Annotated in this window: 28 protein-coding genes; 11 read left to right on the forward strand and 17 right to left on the reverse strand. The window is 51.1% G+C overall.

Annotated elements, in window-relative coordinates:
- Positions 1-33 precede the first annotated feature (33 nt).
- From cpxP to cdh, 5 genes are all read left to right on the forward strand, one after another.
- Positions 34-534 carry a cell-envelope stress modulator CpxP gene (gene cpxP, locus FQZ95_RS02315; RefSeq protein ID WP_001223800.1) on the forward strand — a complete coding sequence of 167 codons (501 nt, stop codon included), beginning with the start codon at positions 34-36 and terminating at the stop codon, positions 532-534.
- Between the two features lie 148 nt (positions 535-682).
- Complete coding sequence (gene fieF, locus FQZ95_RS02320; RefSeq protein ID WP_001076748.1) at positions 683-1,585, forward strand: CDF family cation-efflux transporter FieF; 903 nt, start codon at positions 683-685, stop codon at positions 1,583-1,585.
- A 180-nt stretch (positions 1,586-1,765) separates the two neighbouring features.
- Positions 1,766-2,728, forward strand: a complete 963-nt coding sequence (gene pfkA, locus FQZ95_RS02325) for a 6-phosphofructokinase (protein WP_001355350.1) — start codon at positions 1,766-1,768, stop codon at positions 2,726-2,728.
- Positions 2,729-3,047: 319 nt separating this feature from the next.
- Positions 3,048-4,037, forward strand: coding sequence for a sulfate/thiosulfate ABC transporter substrate-binding protein Sbp (gene sbp / locus FQZ95_RS02330; RefSeq protein WP_001045689.1), 990 nt, complete (start codon positions 3,048-3,050; stop codon positions 4,035-4,037).
- 106 nt (positions 4,038-4,143) lie between these two features.
- Positions 4,144-4,899, forward strand: coding sequence for a CDP-diacylglycerol diphosphatase (gene cdh, locus FQZ95_RS02335; RefSeq protein WP_001355351.1), 756 nt, complete (start codon positions 4,144-4,146; stop codon positions 4,897-4,899).
- Between the two features lie 54 nt (positions 4,900-4,953).
- Here cdh and tpiA read toward each other — a convergent pair whose 3' ends face one another.
- Both tpiA and FQZ95_RS02345 read right to left on the reverse strand, forming a co-directional pair.
- Positions 4,954-5,721 carry a triose-phosphate isomerase gene (tpiA, locus tag FQZ95_RS02340; RefSeq protein WP_001216325.1) on the reverse strand — a complete coding sequence of 256 codons (768 nt, stop codon included), beginning with the start codon at positions 5,719-5,721 and terminating at the stop codon, positions 4,954-4,956.
- Positions 5,722-5,828: 107 nt separating this feature from the next.
- Complete coding sequence (locus FQZ95_RS02345; RefSeq protein ID WP_000802214.1) at positions 5,829-6,428, reverse strand: YiiQ family protein; 600 nt, start codon at positions 6,426-6,428, stop codon at positions 5,829-5,831.
- 100 nt (positions 6,429-6,528) lie between these two features.
- Between FQZ95_RS02345 and FQZ95_RS02350 the strand changes: the two genes are divergently transcribed.
- The 3 genes from FQZ95_RS02350 (at position 6,529) to uspD (ending at position 7,935) form a co-directional block, all read left to right on the forward strand.
- On the forward strand, positions 6,529-6,969 hold the full coding sequence (locus FQZ95_RS02350; protein ID WP_000155257.1) for a DUF805 domain-containing protein: 441 nt from the start codon (positions 6,529-6,531) through the stop codon (positions 6,967-6,969).
- 211 nt (positions 6,970-7,180) lie between these two features.
- The gene (locus tag FQZ95_RS02355) at positions 7,181-7,480 is read left to right on the forward strand and encodes a DUF406 domain-containing protein (protein ID WP_000655986.1); all 300 of its coding nucleotides are present in this window, start codon (positions 7,181-7,183) and stop codon (positions 7,478-7,480) included.
- Between the two features lie 26 nt (positions 7,481-7,506).
- On the forward strand, positions 7,507-7,935 hold the full coding sequence (gene uspD, locus FQZ95_RS02360) for a universal stress protein UspD (RefSeq protein ID WP_000323553.1): 429 nt from the start codon (positions 7,507-7,509) through the stop codon (positions 7,933-7,935).
- Positions 7,936-7,939: 4 nt separating this feature from the next.
- On the opposite strand, the gene fpr is transcribed toward uspD, so the two are convergent.
- The 4 genes from fpr to glpF all read right to left on the reverse strand — a co-directional run bounded on the left by fpr (position 7,940) and on the right by glpF (position 12,400).
- Positions 7,940-8,686, reverse strand: coding sequence for a ferredoxin--NADP(+) reductase (fpr, locus tag FQZ95_RS02365; RefSeq protein ID WP_105288377.1), 747 nt, complete (start codon positions 8,684-8,686; stop codon positions 7,940-7,942).
- 96 nt (positions 8,687-8,782) lie between these two features.
- Positions 8,783-9,793: a class II fructose-bisphosphatase gene (glpX, locus tag FQZ95_RS02370; RefSeq protein WP_001250655.1), complete on the reverse strand. Its 1,011-nt coding sequence runs from the start codon at positions 9,791-9,793 to the stop codon at positions 8,783-8,785.
- 230 nt (positions 9,794-10,023) lie between these two features.
- Positions 10,024-11,532 (reverse strand): glycerol kinase GlpK, encoded by a 1,509-nt coding sequence (glpK, locus tag FQZ95_RS02375; protein ID WP_000136788.1) that lies wholly within the window; start codon positions 11,530-11,532, stop codon positions 10,024-10,026.
- 22 nt (positions 11,533-11,554) lie between these two features.
- Positions 11,555-12,400, reverse strand: a complete 846-nt coding sequence (gene glpF / locus FQZ95_RS02380; protein WP_000084268.1) for a glycerol uptake facilitator protein GlpF — start codon at positions 12,398-12,400, stop codon at positions 11,555-11,557.
- Between the two features lie 425 nt (positions 12,401-12,825).
- Between glpF and zapB the strand changes: the two genes are divergently transcribed.
- Positions 12,826-13,071 (forward strand): septal ring assembly protein ZapB, encoded by a 246-nt coding sequence (gene zapB, locus FQZ95_RS02385; RefSeq protein ID WP_001296623.1) that lies wholly within the window; start codon positions 12,826-12,828, stop codon positions 13,069-13,071.
- Positions 13,072-13,109: 38 nt separating this feature from the next.
- Here zapB and FQZ95_RS02390 read toward each other — a convergent pair whose 3' ends face one another.
- The 8 genes from FQZ95_RS02390 to priA all read right to left on the reverse strand — a co-directional run bounded on the left by FQZ95_RS02390 (position 13,110) and on the right by priA (position 22,050).
- Positions 13,110-13,736 carry a hypothetical protein gene (locus FQZ95_RS02390; protein WP_123057342.1) on the reverse strand — a complete coding sequence of 209 codons (627 nt, stop codon included), beginning with the start codon at positions 13,734-13,736 and terminating at the stop codon, positions 13,110-13,112.
- Between the two features lie 348 nt (positions 13,737-14,084).
- A complete protein-coding gene (gene rraA / locus FQZ95_RS02395; RefSeq protein WP_000872908.1) occupies positions 14,085-14,570 on the reverse strand; it encodes a ribonuclease E activity regulator RraA in 486 nt (161 codons plus the stop codon).
- 92 nt (positions 14,571-14,662) lie between these two features.
- Positions 14,663-15,589, reverse strand: a complete 927-nt coding sequence (menA, locus tag FQZ95_RS02400) for a 1,4-dihydroxy-2-naphthoate polyprenyltransferase (protein ID WP_001305044.1) — start codon at positions 15,587-15,589, stop codon at positions 14,663-14,665.
- 66 nt (positions 15,590-15,655) lie between these two features.
- The gene (gene hslU / locus FQZ95_RS02405; RefSeq protein WP_001293341.1) at positions 15,656-16,987 is read right to left on the reverse strand and encodes an HslU--HslV peptidase ATPase subunit; all 1,332 of its coding nucleotides are present in this window, start codon (positions 16,985-16,987) and stop codon (positions 15,656-15,658) included.
- Positions 16,988-16,996: 9 nt separating this feature from the next.
- Positions 16,997-17,527, reverse strand: coding sequence for an ATP-dependent protease subunit HslV (gene hslV, locus FQZ95_RS02410; protein ID WP_000208242.1), 531 nt, complete (start codon positions 17,525-17,527; stop codon positions 16,997-16,999).
- A 92-nt stretch (positions 17,528-17,619) separates the two neighbouring features.
- Complete coding sequence (gene ftsN / locus FQZ95_RS02415; protein ID WP_160529843.1) at positions 17,620-18,579, reverse strand: cell division protein FtsN; 960 nt, start codon at positions 18,577-18,579, stop codon at positions 17,620-17,622.
- 91 nt (positions 18,580-18,670) lie between these two features.
- Positions 18,671-19,696: a DNA-binding transcriptional regulator CytR gene (gene cytR, locus FQZ95_RS02420; protein WP_000644904.1), complete on the reverse strand. Its 1,026-nt coding sequence runs from the start codon at positions 19,694-19,696 to the stop codon at positions 18,671-18,673.
- A 155-nt stretch (positions 19,697-19,851) separates the two neighbouring features.
- Positions 19,852-22,050 (reverse strand): primosomal protein N', encoded by a 2,199-nt coding sequence (priA, locus tag FQZ95_RS02425; protein ID WP_160529844.1) that lies wholly within the window; start codon positions 22,048-22,050, stop codon positions 19,852-19,854.
- A gap of 202 nt (positions 22,051-22,252) precedes the next feature.
- Here priA and rpmE point away from each other — a divergent pair, with 202 nt between their 5' ends.
- Positions 22,253-22,465: a 50S ribosomal protein L31 gene (gene rpmE / locus FQZ95_RS02430; RefSeq protein ID WP_000710769.1), complete on the forward strand. Its 213-nt coding sequence runs from the start codon at positions 22,253-22,255 to the stop codon at positions 22,463-22,465.
- Positions 22,466-22,519: 54 nt separating this feature from the next.
- On the opposite strand, the gene FQZ95_RS02435 is transcribed toward rpmE, so the two are convergent.
- Genes FQZ95_RS02435 through metJ form a run of 3 tightly spaced genes read right to left on the reverse strand, consistent with a single transcriptional unit; the run spans position 22,520 to position 24,135 of the window.
- A complete protein-coding gene (locus FQZ95_RS02435; RefSeq protein ID WP_000720775.1) occupies positions 22,520-23,143 on the reverse strand; it encodes a TIGR02117 family protein in 624 nt (207 codons plus the stop codon).
- A gap of 6 nt (positions 23,144-23,149) precedes the next feature.
- Positions 23,150-23,758: a YiiX family permuted papain-like enzyme gene (locus tag FQZ95_RS02440; protein WP_160529845.1), complete on the reverse strand. Its 609-nt coding sequence runs from the start codon at positions 23,756-23,758 to the stop codon at positions 23,150-23,152.
- A 59-nt stretch (positions 23,759-23,817) separates the two neighbouring features.
- Entirely contained in the window at positions 23,818-24,135 is a 318-nt protein-coding gene (gene metJ / locus FQZ95_RS02445) for a met regulon transcriptional regulator MetJ (RefSeq protein ID WP_000852812.1), read from the reverse strand.
- A 276-nt stretch (positions 24,136-24,411) separates the two neighbouring features.
- On the opposite strand from metJ, the gene metB reads away from it, so the two are divergent.
- Positions 24,412-25,572, forward strand: a complete 1,161-nt coding sequence (gene metB, locus FQZ95_RS02450; RefSeq protein ID WP_160529846.1) for a cystathionine gamma-synthase — start codon at positions 24,412-24,414, stop codon at positions 25,570-25,572.
- Position 25,573 lies beyond the last annotated feature (1 nt).

The raw sequence follows: 25,573 nt of genomic DNA on the forward strand, positions 1-25,573 counted from the left end.
TGAATCGCGACAGAAAGATTTTGGGAGCAAATGATGCGCATAGTTACCGCTGCCGTCATGGCCTCAACGCTGGCAGTCAGTTCATTAAGCCACGCTGCTGAAGTCGGTTCAGGCGATAACTGGCATCCGGGTGAAGAACTTACGCAGCGCAGTACGCAGAGCCATATGTTCGACGGCATAAGTTTAACCGAACATCAGCGTCAGCAGATGCGAGATCTTATGCAACAGGCCCGGCACGAACAGCCTCCTGTTAATGTTAGCGAACTGGAGACAATGCATCGCCTTGTCACCGCAGAAAATTTTGATGAAAACGCTGTGCGCGCACAGGCAGAAAAAATGGCGAATGAGCAAATTGCTCGTCAGGTTGAGATGGCAAAAGTCCGCAACCAAATGTATCGCCTGTTAACGCCGGAGCAGCAAGCGGTTTTAAACGAGAAACATCAACAACGAATGGAGCAGTTGCGCGACGTGACGCAATGGCAAAAAAGTTCATCGTTGAAGCTATTGAGTAGTAGCAACTCACGTTCCCAGTAGTAAACCCTGTTTTCCTTGCCATAGACACCATCCCTGTCTTCCCCCACATGATGTGGGGGTTTTTTTTATCCTCAATTTGCCTACTGCTTAATGCATTGCAGATGATTTGCTTCCGTTATACTACCGTCAGTTGATAGCGGGAGTATTTATGAATCAATCTTATGGACGGCTGGTCAGTCGGGCGGCGATTGCTGCAACGGCGATGGCTTCGCTGCTATTGCTGATTAAAATTTTTGCATGGTGGTATACCGGGTCGGTGAGTATTCTCGCCGCGCTGGTGGATTCGCTGGTGGATATCGGCGCGTCGTTGACGAATTTACTGGTGGTGCGATATTCCCTGCAACCTGCCGACGATAATCACTCGTTTGGTCACGGTAAAGCTGAGTCCCTCGCGGCGCTGGCGCAAAGTATGTTTATCTCCGGTTCGGCACTATTCCTGTTTTTGACGGGTATTCAACATCTGGTATCTCCAACACCGATGACAGATCCAGGCGTCGGGGTTATCGTGACAATTGTGGCGCTAATTTGTACGATTATCCTTGTCTCGTTTCAGCGGTGGGTGGTGCGCCGGACGCAAAGCCAGGCGGTGCGGGCTGATATGCTACATTACCAGTCTGATGTTATGATGAACGGCGCAATTCTGCTGGCGCTGGGGTTGTCCTGGTACGGCTGGCATCGCGCCGATGCTCTGTTTGCATTGGGAATCGGCATCTATATTTTATATAGCGCGTTACGCATGGGATATGAGGCGGTACAGTCATTACTGGATCGCGCATTACCTGATGAGGAACGGCAAGAAATTATTGATATCGTGACTTCCTGGCCGGGTGTTAGCGGCGCTCACGATCTTCGCACGCGGCAGTCAGGGCCGACCCGCTTTATTCAGATTCATTTGGAAATGGAAGACTCTCTGCCTTTGGTTCAGGCACATATGGTGGCGGATCAGGTAGAGCAGGCTATTTTACGGCGTTTTCCGGGATCGGATGTGATTATCCATCAGGACCCCTGTTCCGTCGTACCCAGGGAGGGTAAACGGTCTATGCTTTCATAATCAGTATAAAAGAGAGCCAGACCCGCATTTTGTGTATAAAATACCGCCATTTGGCCTGACCTGAATCAATTCAGCAGGAAGTGATTGTTATACTATTTGCACATTCGTTGGATCACTTCGATGTGCAAGAAGACTTCCGGCAACAGATTTCATTTTGCATTCCAAAGTTCAGAGGTAGTCATGATTAAGAAAATCGGTGTGTTGACAAGCGGCGGTGATGCGCCAGGCATGAACGCCGCAATTCGCGGGGTTGTTCGTTCTGCGCTGACAGAAGGTCTGGAAGTAATGGGTATTTATGACGGCTATCTGGGTCTGTATGAAGACCGTATGGTACAGCTAGACCGTTACAGCGTGTCTGACATGATCAACCGTGGCGGTACGTTCCTCGGTTCTGCGCGTTTCCCGGAATTCCGCGACGAGAACATCCGCGCCGTGGCTATCGAAAACCTGAAAAAACGTGGTATCGACGCGCTGGTGGTTATCGGCGGTGACGGTTCCTACATGGGTGCAATGCGTCTGACCGAAATGGGCTTCCCGTGCATCGGCCTGCCGGGCACTATCGACAACGACATCAAAGGCACTGACTACACTATCGGTTTCTTCACTGCGCTGAGCACCGTTGTAGAAGCGATCGACCGCCTGCGTGACACCTCTTCTTCTCACCAGCGTATTTCCGTGGTGGAAGTGATGGGGCGTTACTGTGGCGATCTGACCCTGGCTGCGGCCATCGCCGGTGGTTGTGAATTCGTTGTGGTTCCGGAAGTTGAATTCAGCCGTGATGACCTGGTAAATGAAATCAAAGCGGGTATCGCGAAAGGTAAGAAACACGCCATTGTGGCGATTACCGAACACATGTGTGATGTTGACGAACTGGCGCATTTCATCGAGAAAGAAACTGGTCGTGAAACCCGTGCAACTGTGTTGGGCCACATTCAGCGTGGTGGTTCTCCGGTGCCTTACGACCGTATTCTGGCTTCCCGTATGGGTGCTTACGCCATTGAACTGCTGCTGGCAGGTTACGGCGGTCGTTGTGTAGGTATCCAGAACGAACAGCTGGTTCACCACGACATCATCGACGCTATCGAAAACATGAAGCGTCCGTTCAAAGGCGACTGGCTGGACTGCGCGAAAAAACTGTATTAATGATTTCGGAAAAAGGCAGATTCCTTTAGCCTGAAACCGATGACAGAAGCAAAAATGCCTGATGCGCTTCGCTTATCAGGCCTACATGAATTCTGCAATTTATTGAATTTGCAAACTTTTGTAGGCCGTATAAGGCGTTCGCGCCGCATATGGCATGGACAAAGCGCACTTTGTCAGCAATCTAAGGCGGATTTCTTCCGCCTTTTTAATCCCCCAACATATACCCGCAAGTTATAGCCAATCTTTTTTTATTCTTTAATGTTTGGTTAACCTTCTGGCACGCTTTGCTCATCACAACACAACATAAGAGAGTCGGGCGATGAACAAGTGGGGCGTAGGGTTAACATTTTTGCTGGCGGCAACCAGCGTTATGGCAAAGGATATTCAGCTTCTTAACGTTTCATATGATCCAACGCGCGAATTGTACGAACAGTACAACAAGGCATTCAGCGCCCACTGGAAACAGCAAACTGGCGATAACGTGGTGATTCGTCAGTCACACGGTGGTTCAGGCAAACAAGCGACGTCGGTAATCAATGGTATTGAAGCTGATGTTGTCACTCTGGCTCTGGCCTATGACGTGGACGCAATTGCGGAACGCGGGCGGATTGATAAAGAGTGGATCAAACGTCTGCCGGATAACTCCGCACCGTACACTTCCACCATTGTTTTCCTGGTACGTAAGGGCAATCCGAAGCAGATCCATGACTGGAACGATCTGATTAAACCGGGTGTTTCGGTGATCACGCCTAATCCGAAAAGCTCTGGTGGCGCGCGCTGGAACTACCTGGCTGCCTGGGGCTACGCGCTGCACCACAACAACAACGATCAGGCAAAAGCGCAGGATTTTGTTCGGGCACTGTATAAAAACGTCGAAGTTCTGGATTCTGGCGCGCGCGGCTCCACTAACACTTTTGTCGAGCGCGGAATTGGCGATGTACTGATTGCCTGGGAAAACGAAGCTCTGCTGGCAGCGAATGAACTGGGGAAAGATAAATTCGAAATCGTCACGCCGAGTGAGTCTATCCTCGCAGAGCCAACCGTGTCGGTGGTCGATAAAGTGGTTGAGAAAAAAGGTACTAAAGAGGTGGCGGAAGCCTACCTGAAATATCTCTACTCGCCAGAAGGTCAGGAAATTGCCGCGAAAAACTACTACCGTCCGCGCGACGCTGAGGTAGCGAAAAAGTACGAAAATGCGTTTCCAAAATTGAAGTTATTCACCATTGATGAAGAGTTCGGCGGCTGGACGAAAGCGCAAAAAGAGCATTTTGCTAACGGCGGTACGTTCGATCAGATCAGCAAACGCTGATTTCCACAGGATAATTATCAAACCCGGTGGTTTCTCGCGACCGGGTTTTTTATTTGTCACGATTTTGCGTTACCCTTGCATCTCTTTGAGGTACAGGGAAAAAAAGATGAAAAAAGCGGGTCTTCTTTTTTTGGTGATGATAGTTATCGCCGTTGTGGCTGCCGGTATTGGTTACTGGAAATTAACCGGTGAAGAGTCGGATACATTACGTAAGATTGTCCTTGAGGAATGTTTGCCCAATCAGCAGCAAAATCAAAATCCTTCGCCATGTGCGGAAGTCAAACCTAATGCCGGATACGTGGTTTTAAAAGATCTTAATGGCCCACTGCAATATCTGTTGATGCCAACGTATCGTATTAACGGTACTGAAAGTCCTTTGTTGACCGATCCTTCAACGCCGAACTTCTTTTGGTTGGCCTGGCAGGCGCGTGATTTTATGAGCAAAAAATACGGCCAGCCGGTTCCCGATCGCGCGGTTTCTTTGGCGATCAACTCTCGCACCGGGCGTACGCAAAACCATTTTCATATTCATATCTCTTGTATTCGTCCTGATGTGCGCGAACAGCTGGATAACAATCTGGCGAACATCAGCAGCCGCTGGTTGCCACTGCCAGGTGGTTTGCACGGGCATGAATACCTGGCGCGTCGGGTAACGGAAAGCGAACTGGTACAACGCAGCCCATTTATGATGCTTGCAGAAGAAGTGCCTGAAGCGCGGGAACATATGGGAAGCTACGGGCTGGCGATGGTGCGGCAGAGTGATAATTCGTTTGTGTTGCTGGCGACACAACGAAATCTACTGACGCTGAACCGTGCTTCAGCCGAGGAAATCCAGGATCATCAGTGTGAGATTTTGCGTTAAGGCGAGGAGTTAAGGAAAGTAAGTGCCGGATATGAAATCCGGCACCTGTCAGACTTAAGCCTGTTTAGCCGCTTCTGCAGCTTTAACGATCACTGCGAAAGCGTCAGCTTTCAGAGAAGCACCGCCAACCAGCGCGCCGTCGATGTCTGGCTGAGCAAACAGTTCTGCAGCGTTAGACGCGTTTACAGAGCCGCCGTACTGGATGATCACTTGTTCAGCGATGTTAGCGTCAACTTTAGCGATGTGGTCACGGATGAATTTGTGAACAGCCTGTGCCTGCGCCGGAGTTGCCGATTTGCCAGTACCGATTGCCCATACTGGTTCGTAAGCGATTACCGCACCTTCGAATGCTGCAGCACCCTGAGTTTTCAGTACCGCGTCGATCTGACGTGCACAAACTTCTTCAGTTTTGCCCGCTTCGTTTTCAGCTTCGGTTTCACCGATGCACAGAACCGGAGTCAGACCCTGCTCTTTCAGCACCGCGAATTTTTTCGCGATCAGTTCGTCAGACTCTTTGTGGTAAGTACGACGTTCAGAGTGGCCGATGATGATGTACTGTGCGCCGATGTCTTTCAGCATAGCAGCAGAGGTTTCACCGGTGAATGCGCCGGACAGGTTCAGGTCCACGTTTTGCGCACCCAGCATGATGTGGCTGCCTTCAGCTTCGCGCTTCGCCATATCGATGTACATTTCCGGTGGTGCGATTGCAACCGCACAGCCAGCAACACCTGCCAGCTCTTTACGCAGGTTAGAAACCAGCTCGTGAACCATGTGGCGGCTGCCGTTCAGTTTCCAGTTACCCATCACTAAAGGATGTCGCATTTTAATTCTCCACGCTTATAAGCGAATAAAGGAAGATGGCCGCCCCGCAGGGCAGCAGGTCTGTGAAACAGTATAGAGATTCATCGGCACAAAGGCTTTGCTTTTTGTCATTTATTCAAACCTTCAAGCGATTCAGATAGCGCCAGCTTAATCGGTTCAACAGCGAAGGTCAGCCCCTTTTCGCCGTTGTCCGCGACAACATAACGCAGTGCACCTTCGGTCTCGGTGTAATAACGTTTGTTTTTCCCCGCCGTTAGTAGCGACTGCAGTTTTTTCTGGCTTTGTGTTTTGGTCATTAATGGGGTGAGTGTGCGGATCACCGCTGCCATGTATTCCTGAGCTTTCGCTTTCGCGGCTTTTTGCTCTGGCCCCTGGATGGGTAGCCAGGTCATTTGAATGCTTTTGATTTTTAAGGTACCGCGCTCCAGCGCTGTAGAAGCATACAAGTTCTCATTAATTTTACTTGCAGCACGAGTGAGATTGGCTTTGTCGGGACTGCTGTCGATGGCACGAAATTCGTTCAGTGGCAGGCTGGGGTTCTGGCTGTTAAAGTCTTCTCGAAACTGGCTGATGGAGAGATCGAAAGTAGGGGCTCCAGCCAGCAGATAAGGCGCGGTCGTTGCCGTATCTGGTGTTTGTGCATGCGCCGCTGTTGTAACGGTTAATGCAGAACATAAGAGAAAAAACAGCGTACACCCTGGCTTCATTGACAGTACCTTTTGTTATGACTGGCTCCGATTAAAACGATATCTGTCGCCCTTGTCAAAAGGGTAGAATCCTGGAAAAGACAACCATCAAGGAACTTACATGACCATACAGCAATGGTTATTTTCATTTAAAGGGCGTATTGGACGCCGTGATTTCTGGATTTGGATAGGCCTGTGGTTCGCAGGCATGCTGGTGCTTTTCTCACTGGCGGGTAAAAATTTACTCGATATTCAGACCGCGGCGTTTTGCCTTGTGTGCTTGCTTTGGCCAACAGCGGCAGTAACCGTTAAGCGCTTGCATGATCGCGGGCGTTCCGGCGCATGGGCATTTCTGATGATTGTGGCGTGGATGCTGCTGGCGGGTAACTGGGCGATTTTACCTGGTGTCTGGCAATGGGCGGTGGGGCGTTTTGTCCCGACGTTGATTCTGGTGATGATGCTTATCGATCTTGGGGCGTTTGTTGGCACACAAGGCGAAAATAAATATGGTAAAGATACTCAGGATGTGAAGTATAAAGCCGACAATAAATCAAGTAATTAACCTTTAATATATCTCTTACTGCTATTTTTTTCCGGGTTTGTTATTTCCACGTTGAAAATGACAATGCCCGGAAAATCCTTCTGATCTCTTCACCTTAAGCAATATCAAAAAAAATGGTAATCCATAAGATCATTACTTGTTTGTTCTTCCCTTAACGGCGCATTATTCTTAAGTCGTAATCGACAGAGAGGCGAATATACAGAGGTGCCCTATGAAAGATGTCGTAGATAAATGCAGTACTAAAGGATGTGCGATTGATATCGGTACGGTGATTGATAACGACAACTGTACCAGTAAGTTTTCGCGCTTTTTTGCCACCCGCGAAGAAGCAGAGTCCTTTATGACTAAACTGAAAGAGCTTGCCGCCGCTGCATCCTCTGCGGATGAAGGGGCCAGCGTGGCCTATAAGATTAAGGATCTGGAGGGGCAAGTTGAGCTTGATGCGGCCTTCACCTTCTCATGCCAGGCCGAGATGATTATTTTTGAGTTATCACTGCGTTCGTTAGCTTGATGGAGTTGCTTTAGAAGGAGTTAAACATGGCTTATAAACACATTGGCGTGGCAATTTCCGGGAATGAAGAAGATGCCTTACTGGTGAATAAAGCCCTGGAGCTCGCCAGACATAATGACGCTCACCTGACGTTAATTCATATTGATGATGGCTTAAGCGAGTTGTATCCGGGTATCTACTTCCCTGCAACAGAGGATATTCTTCAATTGTTGAAGAATAAGTCGGATAACAAGCTGTATAAACTGACGAAAAATATTCAATGGCCGAAGACAAAACTGCGTATTGAACGTGGGGAAATGCCGGAAACACTGCTGGATATTATGCAACAAGAGCAGTGCGACCTCCTTGTCTGTGGTCATCACCACTCATTTATCAACCGTTTGATGCCGGCATACCGCGGGATGATCAATAAGTTGAAAGCGGATCTGCTCATCGTGCCGTTTATCGATAAGTAACCGCTTACCAGTAATGCTCCGCTGTCATATGGCCCGGTCGACGACGTAAATGTTTCGTCATCTGCCGGGTTTCTTTTAGCAACTGTTGCGTATCGCGAACCATCTGTGGATTGCCGCACAGCATCACATGGCTGGTTTCTTTATCCATCGGCAAGCCCACCTCACTTTCCAGTTCACCACTTTCAATTAACGCCGGTATTCGCCCGGTGAGCGAACCCGCCGCCGTTTCCCGACTGACCACCGTCTGAATGCGCAGTTTCCCTTCGTAGCGTTTTTCCAGTTCTTGCATCAGTGGCAGATAACTTAAGTCGGCGGCATAACGTGCGGCGTGAACCAGAACCAGATTTTTGAAGCGATCTAAATCTTTGCCCAGTTGCAGAATTGATAAATAAGGGCCAATCGCTGTACCGGTTGCCAGCATCCACAGTGTTTCGCAGTCAGGGACCTCATCCAGCACAAAGAAGCCAGCTGCTTCGCTAACCACCTGTACTTCATCGCCCGGTTTCAGTGCCGCTAATCGTGGGCTTAATTTTCCATCGGGGACGGTCACCAGGTAAAACTCCAGATCGGGATTATCAGGAGAGTTAACGTAGGAATAGGCACGCTGGACGCGTTCGCCGTCAATTTCAAGGCCTAGTTTGGTGAATTGCCCGGCAGTAAATGGAAGCACGGGAGCGTGAACGGTGAGACTAAACAGGGCGTCGGTCCAGTTCTGCACTTTAGTGACTTTGCCTGTTACCCAATCAGCCATGTTTTTCTCCTGTTTTGATTGACTTGCCTTATCTTCGTTCTCCGAACAAAAAAATTCCAGTCCCGAAGGACTGGAAGGCTCAATCGATCAAATCACTCAGAGAATGTGCACCTGCATTTCCGGGTCTTTACGATCCAGATAGTGGATGGATTGAATGCGACGAATGGTGCGTGATTTACCGCGGATCAGCAGTGTTTCGGTGGTGGCGATATTGCCTTTGCGGCTAATACCTTCCAGCAGATCACCTTTGGTGATGCCAGTGGCAGAAAAGATGACGTTGTCGCTGCGCGCCATATCGCCCAGACGCAACACTTTACCCGCTTCGATGCCCATCGCTTTGCAGCGAGCCAGCTCCTGCTCGCCAATGCGGCGATTTTCTTCGTTGTCGCCTTTGACGTCATGACGTGCCAGCAGACGACCATTCATGTCGCCATCTAATGCGCGGATCACCGCCGCAGAAACCACGCCTTCCGGCGCGCCACCAATACCGTACAGCACGTCAACTTCGCTGTCTGGCATACAGGTGAGAATTGAGGCTGCCACATCGCCATCCGGAATAGCAAATACGCGCACGCCGAGTTGCTGCATTTCTGCGATAACGGCATCGTGGCGCGGTTTTGCCAGAATCGTTACCGTCAGTTCGCTCAACGGTTTGCCGAGCGCCGCCGCAACATTGCGCAGGTTATCCGCCAGCGGCAGATTCAGGTCAATGACGCCTTTCGCTCCCGGCCCGACGATCAGCTTTTCCATATACATATCCGGCGCGTTGAGGAAGCAGCCTTTATCGCCTACTGCCAGCACCGCCAGCGCGTTAGCCTGGCCCATCGCCGTCATGCGCGTGCCTTCAATCGGATCAACAGCAATATCTACCGCATCACCGCGACCGGTACCGACTTTTTCACCAATGTAGAGCATCGGTGCTTCGTCGATTTCACCTTCACCAATGACGATGGTGCCGTCAATGTTGACCTGGTTGAGCATAATACGCATGGCGTTAACCGCCGCGCCGTCCGCGGTGTTTTTATCGCCGCGTCCTAACCATTTGTAGCCAGCCAGCGCCGCAGATTCGGTGACGCGGGAAAATTCGATGGCAAGTTCTCGTCTCATAGCAAACTCTAAGCAGTAAGGAATGGCGCGAAGTGTAGCACAGGGGAAGGGCAGGATTATTGATGTGTGCGGGGGTTGCCCCCGCACGATTTCAGAGTCTACGACATGCCGGATGCGGCGTGAACGCCTTATCCGGCCTACACAAAATGGCATCGGCTCGTAGGCCTGATAAGACGCGTAAGCGTCGCATCAGGCGATCAGTATCAGGCAATTGGTTCAGATGCCTGATATTACTCGTCGTGTTCTTCCCACGCCATCGCGCGTTTGACCGCTTTTTTCCAGCCAGCGTAACGGTAATTACGCTCGGTGGTTTCGATGCCAGGACGGAACTCGCGCTCAATCACCGCTTTCTCTTGCAGCTCGTCGAGGTTCTGCCAGAAGCCTACCGCCAGACCAGCAAGATAGGCCGCACCCAATGCGGTGACTTCGCGCACTTCCGGGCGCTCAACGCGCGTGCCGAGAATATCGGACTGGAACTGCATCAGGAAATTGTTCGCCACTGCGCCGCCATCCACGCGCAGGGCGTGCAGACGAATACCAGAATCGGCCTGCATCGCTTCCAGCACGTCACGCGTCTGATAAGCAATAGACTCCAGCGTCGCGCGTATAATGTGGTTAGCGTTCACTCCACGAGTCAGACCGAAAATCGCCCCGCGCGCATACGGATCCCAGTATGGCGCACCCAGCCCGGTAAAGGCCGGAACCACATACACACCGTTGGTGTTTTGCACTTTGGTGGCAAAGTATTCGGAATCGTAGGCGTCGTTAATCAACTTCATCTCATCACGCAGCCACTGAATGGATGCGCCCGCCATAAACACCGCACCTTCCAGCGCATAGTTTACTTCGCCAGTTGGGCCACAGGCGATGGTGGTCAGCAGGCCGTTTTCTGATTTCACCGCTTTCTCGCCGGTGTTCATCAGCATAAAGCAGCCAGTGCCGTAGGTATTCTTCGCCATCCCTTCTTTCACGCACAACTGACCAAACAGCGCCGCCTGCTGGTCACCGGCGATCCCGGAGATTGGAATACGCGTGCCGCCTTTGCCGCCAATGTTAGTCTGACCGTACACCTCGGAAGAACGACGCACTTCTGGCAGCATCTCGCGCGGAATATCCAGCACTTCCAGCATTTTGTCGTCCCAGTCCAGGGTATGGATGTTGAACAACATGGTACGAGAGGCGTTGGTGTAATCGGTCACATGGACACGGCCCTGAGTCATTTTCCAGATAAGCCACGTATCAACCGTACCAAACAGCAATTCACCACGACGTGCACGCTCGCGAGAGCCTTCCACATGGTCGAGGATCCACTTCACTTTGGTGCCAGAGAAGTACGGGTCAATCACCAGACCGGTATTGCTGCGGATATAATCTTCTAAACCGTCACGTTTTAAATGCTCGCAGATTTCTGCGGTACGACGGCACTGCCAGACAATGGCGTTATAGATAGGCTTGCCGGTTTCTTTTTCCCAGACAATAGTGGTTTCACGTTGATTCGTAATACCGATAGCTGCAATTTGATCGGAACTGATATCGGCTTTCGCCAGCACTTCTACCAGCGTGGAGCTTTGGGTGGCCCAGATTTCCATTGGGTCGTGTTCTACCCAGCCTGGTTTTGGGTAGATTTGCTCAAATTCGCGCTGTGACACGCTAATGATATTGGCATCGTGATCCATTACGACCGCGCGGGAGCTGGTGGTGCCCTGGTCGAGCGCAACGATATATTTTTTTTCAGTCATGTTTAATTGTCCCGTAGTCATATTACAGCGAAGCTTTTTGTTCTGAAGGAGTTGTGGTCTCCTTTTCTTCCACAACACAGATATCGCAAGGCAAATGGCGACCAATCAGTTTGCGATAGGCAAATGCACCTACAATCGCGCCAACGATAGGGCCAAAAAGCGGCACCAGGAAGTAAGGAATGTCTCTGCCGCCGGTAAAGGCGACATTGCCCCAGCCCGCCAGCCAGGCAAAGACTTTCGGACCGAAGTCACGCGCTGGGTTCATGGCAAAGCCCGTCAATGGGCCCATAGATGCGCCAATGACCGCAATCAGTAGACCAATCAGCAAGGGAGCCAAAGGGCCGCGTGGTACACCGTTGCCATCGTCCGTTAACGCCAGGATCAGCCCCATCAGAATAGCGGTAATCACCATCTCAACTGCGAAAGCCTGCACAAAATTGATATGAGGATTCGGGTAAGTAGAGAAAGTGCCAGCCAGATCAACACTTTCAACGCTGCCGCGAACAATGTGATGAGTCTGCTCGAAGTCGAAAAATAAATTGTAGTAAAGCCCGTAAACTAAAGCCGCAGCGCAGAAAGCGCCGGCAACTTGTGAAACGATAAAAGGAATAACTTTGCGCTTGTCGAAACAGGCAAACAGCCACAATGCAATGGTAACAGCGGGGTTAAGATGCGCGCCGGAAACCCCTGCGGTCAGGTAGATGGCCATTGCCACCCCCAGTCCCCAAATGACACTGATTTCCCACTGACCAAAAGACGCACCAGCGACTTTTAGTGCTGCAACGCAACCCACACCGAAAAAAATCAACAACCCGGTACCGAGGAATTCAGCAATGCACTGGCCTTTCAAGGTTGATGTTTGACTCATAATCGGATCCTGAAGAGTTAATGTTTGTTGTATGCGTGAAAGTCACGGACCTCCACGATGCTTGTAGGCATGCTGTAAACTTATCGTTAACGAGCAAAAACGAGAAATATCGAACTTAAAATGTGTGTGCTTCGTCATAAAATGAGCGTTATCGCGCCATTTATTCCATCTGATTGTACATGATGCATGTTTGTTAGATCATTCGCGCAACAAATTTATTAACATTTTCGATTTGCGTGGATTATGTCTCCAGGAGAAGGATGAAAAGTGTGGCAAACCGTAATCTGCAAGGCGTGCCGCTGGACAGCGATGGCGCGGCTTCATACAATCGGAGCTAACTAAAGTGCGCTCGTATTTATTAAGGCGTCACCGGTAATCGGGACGAGGATTTTTTATCCATCAACGCCTTGCAATTCAGGAGAGGTATGACAATGTCATTAGAAGTGTTTGAGAAACTGGAAGCAAAAGTACAGCAGGCGATTGATACCATCACTCTGTTGCAGATGGAAATCGAAGAGCTGAAAGAAAAAAACAACTCACTGTCGCAGGAAGTTCAAAATGCCCAGCATCAGCGCGAAGAGCTGGAGCGTGAGAACAACCATCTGAAAGAACAGCAGAACGGCTGGCAGGAACGTCTGCAGGCCCTGCTGGGTCGCATGGAAGAGGTTTAATCTCTTCCACGCAGAGGCGCCGCAAGGCGCCTTATTTTTTACTTCACTGCATTTTTAGCGGAAAGCATAATCTCCATCGCCTGTTGGCGATATTTATCTGCCGTATCTGGCGCCATTAATGCAATGATCCCCACAGCCCTGGGGGTGTCTTCAAGATAAACACTGATGGTTCTTTTCTGCTGACCATCAAAATTTATCAACACATCCTGATACTTACAGGTGAAATGTTTGGCATTACAATCATGAAACTGGAAGGCTTCCTCATTGTATTGATCCTTGAGATTGTCTCGCTGCTTCTTCTTTAACGCTTCCAGCGGGTCATCGGCGCTACGTCCTGCGGGCAGGCGGAAAGCAGAAATGAAGACGCTATTATCCTCACTTCTTATATCAATGGTTTTATTAGTACTGATGGAAACCGTATTCCAGTGTCGGTTCGGGATAGTCACGGTTATCGCAGCATTCTCAAAGGTATATTGCCACGGGGTAAACATACGAAACGTATTGCCGACTTTGGATAAAAGCAGGATTCCCAATACCCAACAGCACCCGCGAGTAAAACTGGCGAAGTTACGTTTTTTTTTAATAAATGCGCACAGAATACCTGACACAAGCACGGGAAGTAACAACGGCCCCAGAAATACTGAACCGATATACTCGCCAACCATGCCAGGATCTCCAGACAGTAGGTTGCTGTGCTGAAGATGACTAAGAAAAGTAGTTATTATCCATAGTATTAATAAGATAACGTATCTCATATCAATCCCTTATTATATAATACGTTCGCTACTAACGATGATTCATATCCCTATTCCCAGAATAGTTAATTTACCATATAGCATTAATTTTTAATGCTGCATATTTTTATGAAATGATTTATCGATAATTAATTTATATTGTCAGATGTGAACTATTGATATTTAAAATGAATTAAATAAAAACAAACGATAGTCTTTATGAATATTTTGCATATAAAAAAGGGGAATTTAATTCCCCTTTTAACGCATGGCAGGTACTTATTCAATATCCAGCGGATCTTCTGAAAGAATAATTCCGGTATTGTCGGCATAAAGATGGTCACCGGAGAAGAAGGTGACGCCGCCAAAATTAACGCGGACATCGCTTTCGCCAATGCCTTCGCCAGCGGCACCGACTGGAATTGCTGCCATCGCCTGGATGCCGATATCCAGCTCTTCCAGGTCATCTACCTGACGCACCGCGCCGTAAATGACCAGGCCTTCCCATTCATTTTGTACTGCCAGACGCGCCAGCTCAGCATCGACCAGTGCGCGACGAACAGAACCACCGCCATCAACGACGAGAACACGACCACGGCCATTCTGTTCGAGCAGATCGTACAGCAACCCGTTGTCCTCGAAACATTTTACCGTGATTATTTGTCCGCCAAACGACGCCCGTCCGCCAAAGTTGGAGAACAGCGGTTCCACGACGTTAACATCTTCTTGATAGATGTCACAAAGCTCGGAAGTATCGTATTTCATAGGCTTAACATTCAGTTGCTGCGAGAATTTTCAGTATATCGCGCTATGTGGGCTGTTGGCAAAATCATCAATTGTTAATTGATATTTGTCAGTTATGCTGCCCACTGGCTTAGGAATATCCCTAAAACAAACAGCAGGTTAGTCAGTAACGCTCCCTTGACAGTGCGTTCCAGCATCGGTCGCATCGCCACCGGGTCCATTTCCCGCATCACATAACGGGCTTGCTTCACCAGTAATGGTGCCGCCAGCAGGAACAGCCAGCCCCACAGGCTATGCAGCGAAAAGAGATTAAACAGCGCCAGACACACCAGAGAGCCCATCAGCAGGCAGGCATGATAACGACGCGCGTTTACTGCACCTAAGCGCACCACCAGCGTGTTTTTGCCGTTTTCGCGGTCGCTATTGATATCACGCAGGTTATTAATGTTCAGTACTGCCGTTGCCAGCAGGCCGCATGCGGTCGCCGGAAGGATCAACGCCGGAATCAACGTATGAGCCTGTAAATACCAGCTGCCCATGACGCTTAACCAGCCAAAGAAAACCAGTACGGAAATATCACCCAGACCGATATAACCATAAGGACGATTGCCCACGGTGTAGGTGATAGCGGCAATGATCGACAACCCGCCAAGAATCAGGAAGCCGACAAAATCGGCCAGCGTATGGCACGCCACTGCAACCAACGCCAGCCCGGAGAGACAGATGAGGACGACGGTAATAATGAGCGCCCGTTTCATCTCTTGCTGGGTAATGACCCCTTTTTGCATGCCACGTAGCGGGCCAATGCGGTCAGGTTTATCGCTGCCTTTTACTGCATCGCCGTAATCATTAGCGAGGTTAGAGAGAATTTGAAGCAGTCCGGCGGTAATCAGTGCCAGCAGGGCGACCAGCGGATCGAAGTGACCTTGCCACCATGCCAGCGCCGTCCCGACGATAATTGCAGCAAAGGCGAGGGGGAGGGTTTTAGGTCGTAAACTTTCCAGCCACGCCTGAGTTCGGCTAATTTGTTGTTCAGTCATAATACGCGCCAATAAAAATGGGGCCTTTCAGCCCCATCAAACAATGATGAAAATGATTGAACGCGATTATAGGATAAAACGGCTCAGATCTTCATCTGCCACCAACGCATCCAGATGTTTGCTCACATAATCTGCGTCAATAGTGATATTTTGACCGCTTAAATCGCTGGCGTCGTAGGAAATCTCTTCCATTAAACGCTCCAGAACAGTGTGTAAACGACGAGCACCGATGTTTTCGGTAGATTCGTTCACCTGCCATGCCGCTTCCGCGATGCGCTTAATACCGGAGTCGGTAAACTCGATATTTACGCCCTCTGTCGCCATCAGTGCTTTGTACTGCACGGTGATAGAGGCATTCGGCTCGGTCAGAATACGCTCGAAGTCGCTGGTGGTCAGTGCCTGCAGTTCAACGCGGATTGGCAGACGACCTTGCAGTTCCGGGATCAGGTCAGACGGTTTCGCAATCTGGAACGCGCCAGAAGCGATAAACAGAATGTGGTCAGTTTTGACCATCCCGTGTTTGGTGGAAACGGTGCAACCTTCTACCAGCGGCAGCAGGTCACGCTGAACGCCTTCACGAGAAACATCCGGACCGGAAGACTCGCCGCGCTTACAGATTTTGTCGATTTCGTCGATAAATACGATCCCGTGCTGTTCAACGGCGTCGATAGCGTCTTGCTTCAGCTCTTCCGGATTCACCAGTTTCGCCGCTTCTTCTTCAATCAGCAGCTTCATGGCGTCTTTGATTTTCAGCTTACGCGCTTTTTGTTTCTGACCACCCAGGTTCTGGAACATGGACTGCAGCTGGCTGGTCATCTCTTCCATTCCCGGAGGCGCCATAATTTCAACGCCCATCGGTGCTGCGGCAAGATCGATCTCGATTTCTTTGTCATCGAGCTGGCCTTCACGCAGTTTTTTGCGGAATGCCTGACGAGCAGCGGACGGTTCCTGCTGTTGTTCGGTCTGTCCCCAGTTGTTTTTAGCCGGTGGGATCAGCACGTCGAGAATACGTTCTTCTGCCAGTTCTTCAGCGCGATAACGGTTTTTCTCAATAGCCTGGACGCGTACCATTTTCACGGCGGCATCGGTCAGATCGCGGATAATAGAATCCACTTCCTTACCTACATAGCCCACTTCGGTGAATTTGGTCGCTTCAACTTTAATGAACGGCGCATTCGCCAGCTTAGCCAGACGACGAGCGATTTCAGTTTTACCGACACCGGTCGGGCCGATCATCAGGATATTTTTCGGGGTCACTTCATGGCGCAGCTCTTCGTTAAGCTGCATGCGACGCCAGCGGTTACGCAGTGCAATCGCCACGGAACGCTTGGCGTTATCCTGGCCGATGATGTGTTTATCCAGTTCGCTGACGATTTCGCGTGGGGTCATTTCAGACATGGGAGATCCTTACGCTTTGTAGCTTAATTCTTCGATGGTGTGGAAATGGTTGGTATAGATGCAAATGTCGCCTGCAATATCCAACGCCTTTTCAGCAATTTCACGGGCGCTTAGTTCAGTGTTTTCTAACAGCGCGCGCGCCGCAGCCTGGGCGTAAGGGCCGCCGGAGCCGATAGCAATAAGATCGTTTTCTGGCTGCACCACGTCACCGTTACCGGTGATGATAAGCGATGCAGTTTCATCCGCGACTGCCAGCAGTGCTTCAAGTTTGCGTAACATGCGATCGGTACGCCAGTCTTTTGCCAGCTCAACGGCGGCTTTGACCAGATGGCCCTGATGCATTTCCAGTTTACGTTCAAACAGTTCGAACAGCGTAAAAGCATCCGCAGTACCGCCCGCAAAGCCCGCGATGACTTTGTCGTTGTACAGACGGCGGACCTTTTTCACGTTACCTTTCATTACGGTATTGCCCAACGTGGCCTGACCATCACCAGCGATGACCACATGGCCGTTACGGCGTACGCTTACTATAGTTGTCACGAGCTGACCCCTTGGTTACGAATACAGAGTACAAACCCCGTACAAAAGTACGGGGCATAATGCAATTATAGATGGGGGGGATTTTGAGGGTTTCAACCCCCGGTAGCGAGTCGAATACAGTTTGTATGACCCGCCATCTTCAGGCGATTCAGGGTGCCGTCGGCATTTTCTTTCCCTTTAATCGGGCCAATCACCACACGATTCCAGCCATTGTTGGTGGTAATTTTCGAGTCAAAGCCTTCGAACGCCAGCTGAGCACGTACCGTCTCTGCCTGTTCCGCGCCTCGGAACGAACCGCACTGTACCATCCAGCGCCGCTCGTCTTTTTTCTCCGCCGTCTGTTTTGGCGCGTCAGCGGCACGAGCAACCGGCGCAGCTTGCTGCGGCTTCGATTGCGCAGTCGTGTGTGCAGGAGTTTGCAGCAGATCCTGGTACGGCTGCTGAGTAGAAGCCGGTTTAGACTGGCGCGGTTGCGCCTGTACCGGTGCGGCTTGCGACGTACGCGTCTGCTGCTGCCAGCTTTGTTCAGTTGTACGCGACTGCTGAGCCAGGCGTTGCTGCTCCGCTAATTGCTGCGCTTGACGCTGGCGCTGTAGCGTTTGCTGACGCTGTTCCGGCGTCTGTTCATTCCACGGAACTTCAACCAGCTGCGTTGGCTGCTGGCGCATATCGGCCTGCATTTGTTCAAGAAGCTGACGTTGTTCTGGTGTCAGTTGCTCCGGCGTTTTCACTTCACCACCGGCAGACGGTTCTGTTGGTGCACGCACACCCGGCTGGCGACTTTCCAGCTCTTTAATGTAGCGCCAGCGTTCTTCTGGTTTCGGTGGTAATCCGTTTCCGGTCACTTTCTGGCTTTGCAGCGTCTCGGACTCTTCTTTCTTGTGATGCGTAATGAAGTACAGACCACCGATAAAGGTCACAAGAACGGCGGCAGCAATAGCGACCATTGCGGGAGAAACCGCAGGCAGATTTCGTTGCTTTTTCCGTGAGGTGCTTTTTTTTCGCCGCGAAGGTGCCGGTTGGCTGCGGCGTACATAATCTCGTTGTGCCACTATCGTTTCGCTGTATTTATTCGTTCGTCAGCCCGCCATGTTACTTAAGCGGCGGGCCTTTGACCAGTCACGGCAGTCTTAAAGGTTTACTTTAAGGTAACGCGCGCGTTGATCCCCGGATGATAAGTTCGCAGTCCATTAAACGAGAGCCACTGCCAACGTGTTGCCCCTGCATTTGATCAAGCAATAACAGCATAGCTTCCCGACCGATTTCGTAACGCGGCTGCGCGATGGTTGTCAGCGGCGGATCACAAAATTGCGTCAGGTCGATGTTATCAAAACCGATTATGGAAAGGTCTTCCGGGACTTTCAGCCCCTGGCGTTTTGCCTGAGAAAGTGCGCCGAGCGCCATCACATCACTATGGCAGAAGACAGCAGTAGGCGGTTGTGGAAGATCAAGCAGCTGTTGCATTGCTTTGCTTCCGGCTTCGAAGGTGAAGTCGCCACGGGCGATGTATTGCGGATCAACCATAATGCCGCAGCGACGCAGCGCCTGAACGTAGCCTTGCAGGCGGTAGTGACACAGCGGCATCTCTTCGGGACCGGCTATACAGCCAATCCGTTTATGCCCTTGCTCATATAAATAATTTACTGCATCAAATGCGGCGGTCAGATTGTCGATATGAACTGTTGGTAGCTCCAGTTCCGGTGCAAATTCGTTCGCCATCACCATCGGCGGCAGATTACGCTGTTCCTCAATGCTGGCATCAAACGGCAGCCTTGAACCCAGCAGCAACATGCCATCAATTTGCTTGGTGATGATCAAATCGATAAAGGTTTTTTCCTGCTGATTTTGATGCGCACAGTCGCCAATCAGCACCAGATATCCGTGATTTGCCGCCGTAACTTCGATACCGCGAATAATTTCGCTAAAGAAGGGATCGCAGATATCCGGGACAATCACCAGAATGGTACGGGATTCATTACGCTTGACGTTGCGCCCCATAGGCTGCGGCAAATAACCTACTTCCCGGGCCGCTTTTTCAACCCGATTACGGGTGGCCTGGGAGACTTTATCGGGATTCATTAATGCTCGGGAGACGGTCGCTGTAGAGACTTTTGCCTTCAGGGCAACGTCTTTCATGGTCGCGGCAGTTTCCTGCTTCTTCGCTTTCACACTCACTCCTCGCCCGGCACGGCAGGCGTACTACTTCCATGTTTACTTCACATCGGCAACATTTTTAGCAGATAGCGCGTGAAAACGGTTACAGAATTTTCATGAAAAGTGTGATGAATATTGAATTTTTCGATCCGCCTCGCATCGTTTGCGCATTAGCCCTCGATGGGATCGACATCCAGCACCCATTTCACCTTACGGGAATCCGGTATTGTATTGATGAGCGCCAGCGTACCACTAATGATGTGTTGCAAGCGCACGCGGGAAGGGTGCTGCAACAATATCTGCCAGCGCCAGCGGCCACCACGTTTAGGGGCCAGCGCCGGAACCGGGCCGAGAACCCAGAGTTTCTCGTCTGCCAGCGGGCTGGAGAGGATGAGATTACGCAGTTGTTGCAGGAACAATGGCGCGTGCTGATTGTTATGATCTTCCGCACGCACAATCACATGGCTGGTCCATGGCGGCAGTTGCATCATTCGCCGCTCAGCCAGCGCCTGTTCGGCAAAAGCGTCGTAGCCTTTATAGAGCAACGTTTGCAATAGCGGATGTTCCGGATGGTGCGTTTGCAGCACCACTTCGCCCTGTTTACCCGCACGCCCTGCACGACCGGCGACCTGGGTGTAAAGCTGGGCGAAACGCTCCGCCGAACGAAAATCGGCAGAAAACAGCGCGCCGTCCACATCCAGTAACGCCACCAGCGTCACATCCGGAAAGTGGTGACCTTTCGCCAGCATTTGCGTGCCGATCAAAATCCTCGCGCCGCCGCGATGCACTTCCGCCAGTTGTTGTTCCAGCGCGCCTTTGCGGCTGGTGGTATCGCGGTCGATACGAGAAATGGGCACACCAGGGAACATGGGCGCGAGCGTCTGCTCAAGCTGTTCGGTGCCCAGCCCCACGGGTACCAGGTGCGTGGAGCCGCAGGAAGGGCACTGGCGCGGTACCGGACGCTGACTGTCACAGTGGTGACAGCGCAGATGCTGTTGCGCCTGATGTAGCGTGTAGTAGTGATCGCAACGCGGGCATTCGGCTATCCAGCCGCAGTCATGGCACAGCAGGGCAGGTGCAAAACCCCGGCGGTTAAGGAAGAGGATAACCTGATTGTCGGCCTGTAAATGTTGGCGCATTCGGGTGATCAATGCCGGAGCCAGCCCCGCCTGCACCTTCTGACCTTTTAAATCCAGCACATGTTGAATTGCGGGGCGCGCATTGCCTGCCCGACGGGTCAGGCGCAGCAGGCGGTATTTTTTCTGCTGCACGTTGCACAACGTTTCCAGCGCGGGCGTTGCGGAACCAAGAATAATCGGGATTTGCTCGCTGTGCGCACGGTACACCGCCAGGTCGCGGGCATGGTAGCGCCAGCCTTCCTGCTGTTTATAGGAACTGTCGTGCTCTTCATCAATGACAATCACACCGAGATTTTTAAACGGCGTAAACAGTGCGGAGCGAGTGCCGATCACAATCGCCGCCTCACCATTTTTCGCTTTCAACCACGCCGAAAGACGCTCGCTGTCGTTCAGGCCGGAATGCAGAACTTCCACTGGCGCATTAAACCGCTCACGAAAACGGGCAATAGTTTGCGGTGTCAGGCCGATTTCCGGCACCATCACCAGCGCCTGTTTGCCCTGAGCGAGCACGTTTTCCAGCACGCTTAAATAGACTTCCGTTTTACCGGAACCGGTAACACCCGCCAGCAGCCAGGCAGAAAAAGTATCTGCCGCGCTATGAATTGCGCCAACGGCGGTGGCCTGTTCGGTATTCAATCGCAACCGTTCACCAGAAACGGCATAGTTCGTGCGCCAGTCGCTAAACTCTGGTGTTTCACTTGCTAAATCACACAGACCTTTTTTGCGCAGCGCCTGCAACGCGGCATCATTAAATTCGAGCGTGGCAACCTGATCACGCCAGATTTTGCCTTGCCGTAACGCTGCCAGCGCCTGTTGTTGCTTGGGTGAGCGTTTCAGGCTGTTCAGATCCACCGCCTGACCTTGTTCAGTGGCAAACCAATACCACATCGGCGCGTTCGCCGCAGGCCGCCCCTGGCGCAGTAAAATCGGCAAGGCATGAAACAGCACATCGCCAATCGGATGATGATAGTAATCCGCGGCCCATAGCAGTAATCGCCAGACGGAGTGAGTAAATACCGGCTCAACGTCCAGCACTTCTACTACCGCTTTCAGCTCGTTAAGCGGCAGCTCGCTGACGTCGCTAACTGACACCACAACCCCGATACGCTCCTGCTGTTTGCCAAACGGCACGCGCACGCGACACCCGGCTTTAACCGTCATGCCTTCTGGCAGCAGATAGTCAAAGGTACGAGGAAGCGGAACGGGCAAGGCAACGTGGGCAACGGGCATAGCATCATCCTGACTTGAAATTCGGTGGGTTAGTATACACATTGCCGTAGAAGAGTGCGGATCAGTTTGCATACGCTGGTTAATTTCTGTATGATTTCGCGCCTTCGTACGAAATGATCGTATTGAAGCTATACTTTTAACATCGCGTGGTGTCTGGCGTTAGGGCTGGAAGAGCGACGCGGCCTTAAACCGAGGTTTTCCCATGAAAAAAGATATTCACCCGAAATACGAAGAAATTACTGCTAGCTGCTCTTGCGGTAACGTAATGAAAATCCGCTCCACCGTTGGTCATGACCTGAACCTCGACGTGTGCAGCAAGTGCCACCCGTTCTTCACTGGCAAACAGCGTGATGTTGCTACCGGTGGCCGTGTTGACCGCTTCAACAAGCGTTTCAACATCCCGGGCAGCAAATAAGACCGGATTTCCGAAAAAAGCGCCGCACGGCGCTTTTTTTGTGCCTGAAAAACTTTAAGGCATTGCGCTCATCACACTTCCTGCCGTCAATTTTAAAGCTGGTTCAATCTCTATCCCCGCGCTTTGTAACCCTTTTGCCGTCCATTTATTACAGGTATTTAAAATCCCATAGCGACCATTCGCGGCATAAAACTGGCTGTCACCATAAATGCCTTTTTTGAGCGGAATAATATTTCCCGCGTCGCTACGGGAAAAGCTCCGACCAATAAATAACATTAAGGTCGAAAGTTGACCGTTGTTAATTGTCAGTGGCTTAACATCACTGCCAGGAAAATAGCGTTCAGGTGGGGCAGAGAACGCCACCACATGCATTACTGCGCCAGTAGACCAGAACATCGCCTGTAATGTCAGGCTGCTGGTAATTTCCTGTGCCTGATAAAAGCCTTTATCGCCCCAGCCGATTTCATACCATTTTGGTTGCGCAAATCTCGCGTCGAGTTGCGGTAAAACGCGATTAACGTTTGCGGCGGGCACCACAATTCCGGTATGCCAGCCGTGACTGACAATATAAATGTTATGCTGGCCTGCAAAGTCATTGTTTGCCGGAGCGACAGCTTGCGGAAAGGTCGTGCAACTACAAAGCAACAAACAGACTACGGCGGGAATTATTTTTTTCATCATCCATTACCACGAAAACAGCGGCCATTCTTTGGCAACCGTGGTGAGTTGTGGCGCATCGAAAATGGCTTGTGGCGAGACCACCGTTTCCTCAAGCGGAATATTTTTCCCGTAACGTTCTTTGAGCTTCGCCTGAACTAGCGGGTTGCTGAGATCGAACTCTTTCAGTTTTTGCTGTTCACCCACGCGCATCCCCAGCGCATTCTGGTAAACCTTCCACACTACTTCCGAACAGTACTGGCGATCGTCGCTCCACGAGAAGCTGAAATCGTACGGTTTGCCGAGATAACGTTTTGCCGTTTGCGCCAGTTTTTGCTGTTGTTCAACACTCAGTCCGCCTTCAACGCGGCGAACAACGTATTTGCCCTTTTCACCATGGGCGATCCACTGCTTGAGCGGGGTGTATTTCACCGGGCCGACCGCTTCAAAAACGTAGGGCTTTTTGTTACGCATCACCAGCATACCGGTGTGGCTGTAATCGGAATGGGTCGCCAGTTGGATCGCTTTACTTTGCGATGAGCGAGAGATTTGAAAGATGATGTCGCCAGTTTGCGGCTGCCAGGCAAGGGCAGGCACAGAAACCAGCATGCTGAGGATCAGTAGCCTGTATTTCATAGTTAAACGTCCATGTATGAAAAAAGCGGCTGGTTAACTCCGCGCCGCTCTTTTCCGCTTTAGTATTCCCACGTTTCCGGGTTAATCCCCATCTCACGCATGATCTCTTTTGCCGCTTCCGGGATTTCGTCGCTGCGCTCTTTACGCAGGTCGGCATCATCCGGCAGAGGTTGCCCGGTAAAGGCATGCAGAAACGCTTCGCACAGCAGCTCGCTGTTGGTAGCGTGACGCAGGTTGTTCACCTGACGACGCGTGCGTTCATCGGTGAGGATTTTTAACACCTTAAGAGGAATGGAAACCGTAATCTTTTTGACTTGTTCACTCTTCTTGCCGTGCTCAGCGTATGGGCTGATATATTCGCCGCTCCATTCAGCCATGAGATACTTAATCCTCTTCGTCAATAAATTGAGACCAGACCACACAATTTATGTGGGTACTGACCGTAAACCCGCATAGTTTACCGTACAGGCGTTACCGTGACATCGTGTAATGCACCTGTCGGCGTGATAATGCATATAATTTTAACGGCTATTTGGGATTTGCTCAATCTATACGCAAAGAAGTTTAGATGTCCAGATGTATTGACGTCCATTAACACAATGTTTACTCTGGTGCCTGACATTTCACCGACAAAGCCCAGGGAACTTCATCACATGACGCGTAAACAGGCCACCATCGCAGTGCGTAGCGGGTTAAATGACGACGAACAGTATGGTTGCGTTGTCCCTCCCATCCATCTTTCCAGCACCTATAACTTTATCGGATTTAATGAACCGCGCGCGCATGATTACTCGCGGCGCGGCAACCCAACGCGCGATGTGGTTCAGCGTGCGCTGGCAGAACTGGAAGGCGGTGCTGGTGCAGTGCTGACTAATACCGGCATGTCTGCCATCCACCTGGTAACGACCGTCTTTTTGCAACCTGGCGATCTGCTGGTTGCGCCGCACGACTGCTACGGCGGTAGCTATCGCCTGTTCGACAGCCTGGCGAAACGCGGTTGCTATCGCGTGTTGTTTGTTGATCAAGGCGATGAACAAGCATTACGGGCAGCGCTGGCAGAAAAACCCAAACTGGTACTGGTAGAAAGCCCAAGTAATCCATTGTTACGCGTCGTGGATATTGCGAAAATCTGCCATCTGGCAAGGGAAGTCGGGGCGGTGAGCGTGGTGGATAACACCTTCTTAAGCCCGGCATTACAAAATCCACTGGCATTAGGTGCCGATCTGGTGTTGCATTCATGCACGAAATATCTGAACGGTCACTCAGATGTAGTGGCTGGCGTGGTGATTGCTAAAGACCCGGACGTTGTCACCGAACTGGCCTGGTGGGCAAACAATATTGGTGTGACGGGCGGCGCGTTTGACAGCTATCTGCTGCTACGCGGGTTGCGAACGCTGGTGCCGCGTATGGAGCTGGCGCAGCGCAACGCGCAGGCGATTGTGAAATATCTGCAAACCCAGCCGTTGGTGAAAAAACTGTATCACCCGTCGCTGCCGGAAAATCAGGGGCATGAAATTGCCGCGCGCCAGCAAAAAGGCTTTGGCGCAATGTTGAGTTTTGAACTGGATGGCGATGAGCAGACGCTGCGTCGTTTCCTGGGCGGGTTGTCGTTGTTTACGCTGGCGGAATCATTAGGGGGAGTGGAAAGTTTAATCTCTCACGCCGCAACCATGACACATGCAGGCATGGCACCAGAAGCGCGTGCTGCCGCCGGGATCTCCGAGACGCTGCTGCGTATCTCCACCGGTATTGAAGATGGCGAAGATTTAATTGCCGACCTGGAAAATGGCTTCCGGGCTGCAAACAAGGGGTAAA

This window comes from Escherichia sp. HH41S, from assembly GCF_009820115.1.
Lineage (GTDB): Bacteria > Pseudomonadota > Gammaproteobacteria > Enterobacterales > Enterobacteriaceae > Escherichia > Escherichia coli_F.

Excerpts from the sequence above, each read along its gene's own strand:
- cpxP (WP_001223800.1), top strand. The coding sequence starts at position 34 with ATGCGCATAGTTACCGCTGCCGTCATGGCCTCAACGCTGGCAGTCAGT.
- fieF (WP_001076748.1), top strand. The coding sequence starts at position 683 with ATGAATCAATCTTATGGACGGCTGGTCAGTCGGGCGGCGATTGCTGCA.
- pfkA (WP_001355350.1), top strand. The coding sequence starts at position 1,766 with ATGATTAAGAAAATCGGTGTGTTGACAAGCGGCGGTGATGCGCCAGGC.
- sbp (WP_001045689.1), top strand. The coding sequence starts at position 3,048 with ATGAACAAGTGGGGCGTAGGGTTAACATTTTTGCTGGCGGCAACCAGC.
- cdh (WP_001355351.1), top strand. The coding sequence starts at position 4,144 with ATGAAAAAAGCGGGTCTTCTTTTTTTGGTGATGATAGTTATCGCCGTT.
- tpiA (WP_001216325.1), bottom strand. The coding sequence starts at position 5,721 with ATGCGACATCCTTTAGTGATGGGTAACTGGAAACTGAACGGCAGCCGC.
- FQZ95_RS02345 (WP_000802214.1), bottom strand. The coding sequence starts at position 6,428 with ATGAAGCCAGGGTGTACGCTGTTTTTTCTCTTATGTTCTGCATTAACC.
- FQZ95_RS02350 (WP_000155257.1), top strand. The coding sequence starts at position 6,529 with ATGACCATACAGCAATGGTTATTTTCATTTAAAGGGCGTATTGGACGC.
- FQZ95_RS02355 (WP_000655986.1), top strand. The coding sequence starts at position 7,181 with ATGAAAGATGTCGTAGATAAATGCAGTACTAAAGGATGTGCGATTGAT.
- uspD (WP_000323553.1), top strand. The coding sequence starts at position 7,507 with ATGGCTTATAAACACATTGGCGTGGCAATTTCCGGGAATGAAGAAGAT.
- fpr (WP_105288377.1), bottom strand. The coding sequence starts at position 8,686 with ATGGCTGATTGGGTAACAGGCAAAGTCACTAAAGTGCAGAACTGGACC.
- glpX (WP_001250655.1), bottom strand. The coding sequence starts at position 9,793 with ATGAGACGAGAACTTGCCATCGAATTTTCCCGCGTCACCGAATCTGCG.
- glpK (WP_000136788.1), bottom strand. The coding sequence starts at position 11,532 with ATGACTGAAAAAAAATATATCGTTGCGCTCGACCAGGGCACCACCAGC.
- glpF (WP_000084268.1), bottom strand. The coding sequence starts at position 12,400 with ATGAGTCAAACATCAACCTTGAAAGGCCAGTGCATTGCTGAATTCCTC.
- zapB (WP_001296623.1), top strand. The coding sequence starts at position 12,826 with ATGACAATGTCATTAGAAGTGTTTGAGAAACTGGAAGCAAAAGTACAG.
- FQZ95_RS02390 (WP_123057342.1), bottom strand. The coding sequence starts at position 13,736 with ATGGTTGGCGAGTATATCGGTTCAGTATTTCTGGGGCCGTTGTTACTT.
- rraA (WP_000872908.1), bottom strand. The coding sequence starts at position 14,570 with ATGAAATACGATACTTCCGAGCTTTGTGACATCTATCAAGAAGATGTT.
- menA (WP_001305044.1), bottom strand. The coding sequence starts at position 15,589 with ATGACTGAACAACAAATTAGCCGAACTCAGGCGTGGCTGGAAAGTTTA.
- hslU (WP_001293341.1), bottom strand. The coding sequence starts at position 16,987 with ATGTCTGAAATGACCCCACGCGAAATCGTCAGCGAACTGGATAAACAC.
- priA (WP_160529844.1), bottom strand. The coding sequence starts at position 22,050 with ATGCCCGTTGCCCACGTTGCCTTGCCCGTTCCGCTTCCTCGTACCTTT.
- rpmE (WP_000710769.1), top strand. The coding sequence starts at position 22,253 with ATGAAAAAAGATATTCACCCGAAATACGAAGAAATTACTGCTAGCTGC.
- FQZ95_RS02435 (WP_000720775.1), bottom strand. The coding sequence starts at position 23,143 with ATGAAAAAAATAATTCCCGCCGTAGTCTGTTTGTTGCTTTGTAGTTGC.
- FQZ95_RS02440 (WP_160529845.1), bottom strand. The coding sequence starts at position 23,758 with ATGAAATACAGGCTACTGATCCTCAGCATGCTGGTTTCTGTGCCTGCC.
- metJ (WP_000852812.1), bottom strand. The coding sequence starts at position 24,135 with ATGGCTGAATGGAGCGGCGAATATATCAGCCCATACGCTGAGCACGGC.
- metB (WP_160529846.1), top strand. The coding sequence starts at position 24,412 with ATGACGCGTAAACAGGCCACCATCGCAGTGCGTAGCGGGTTAAATGAC.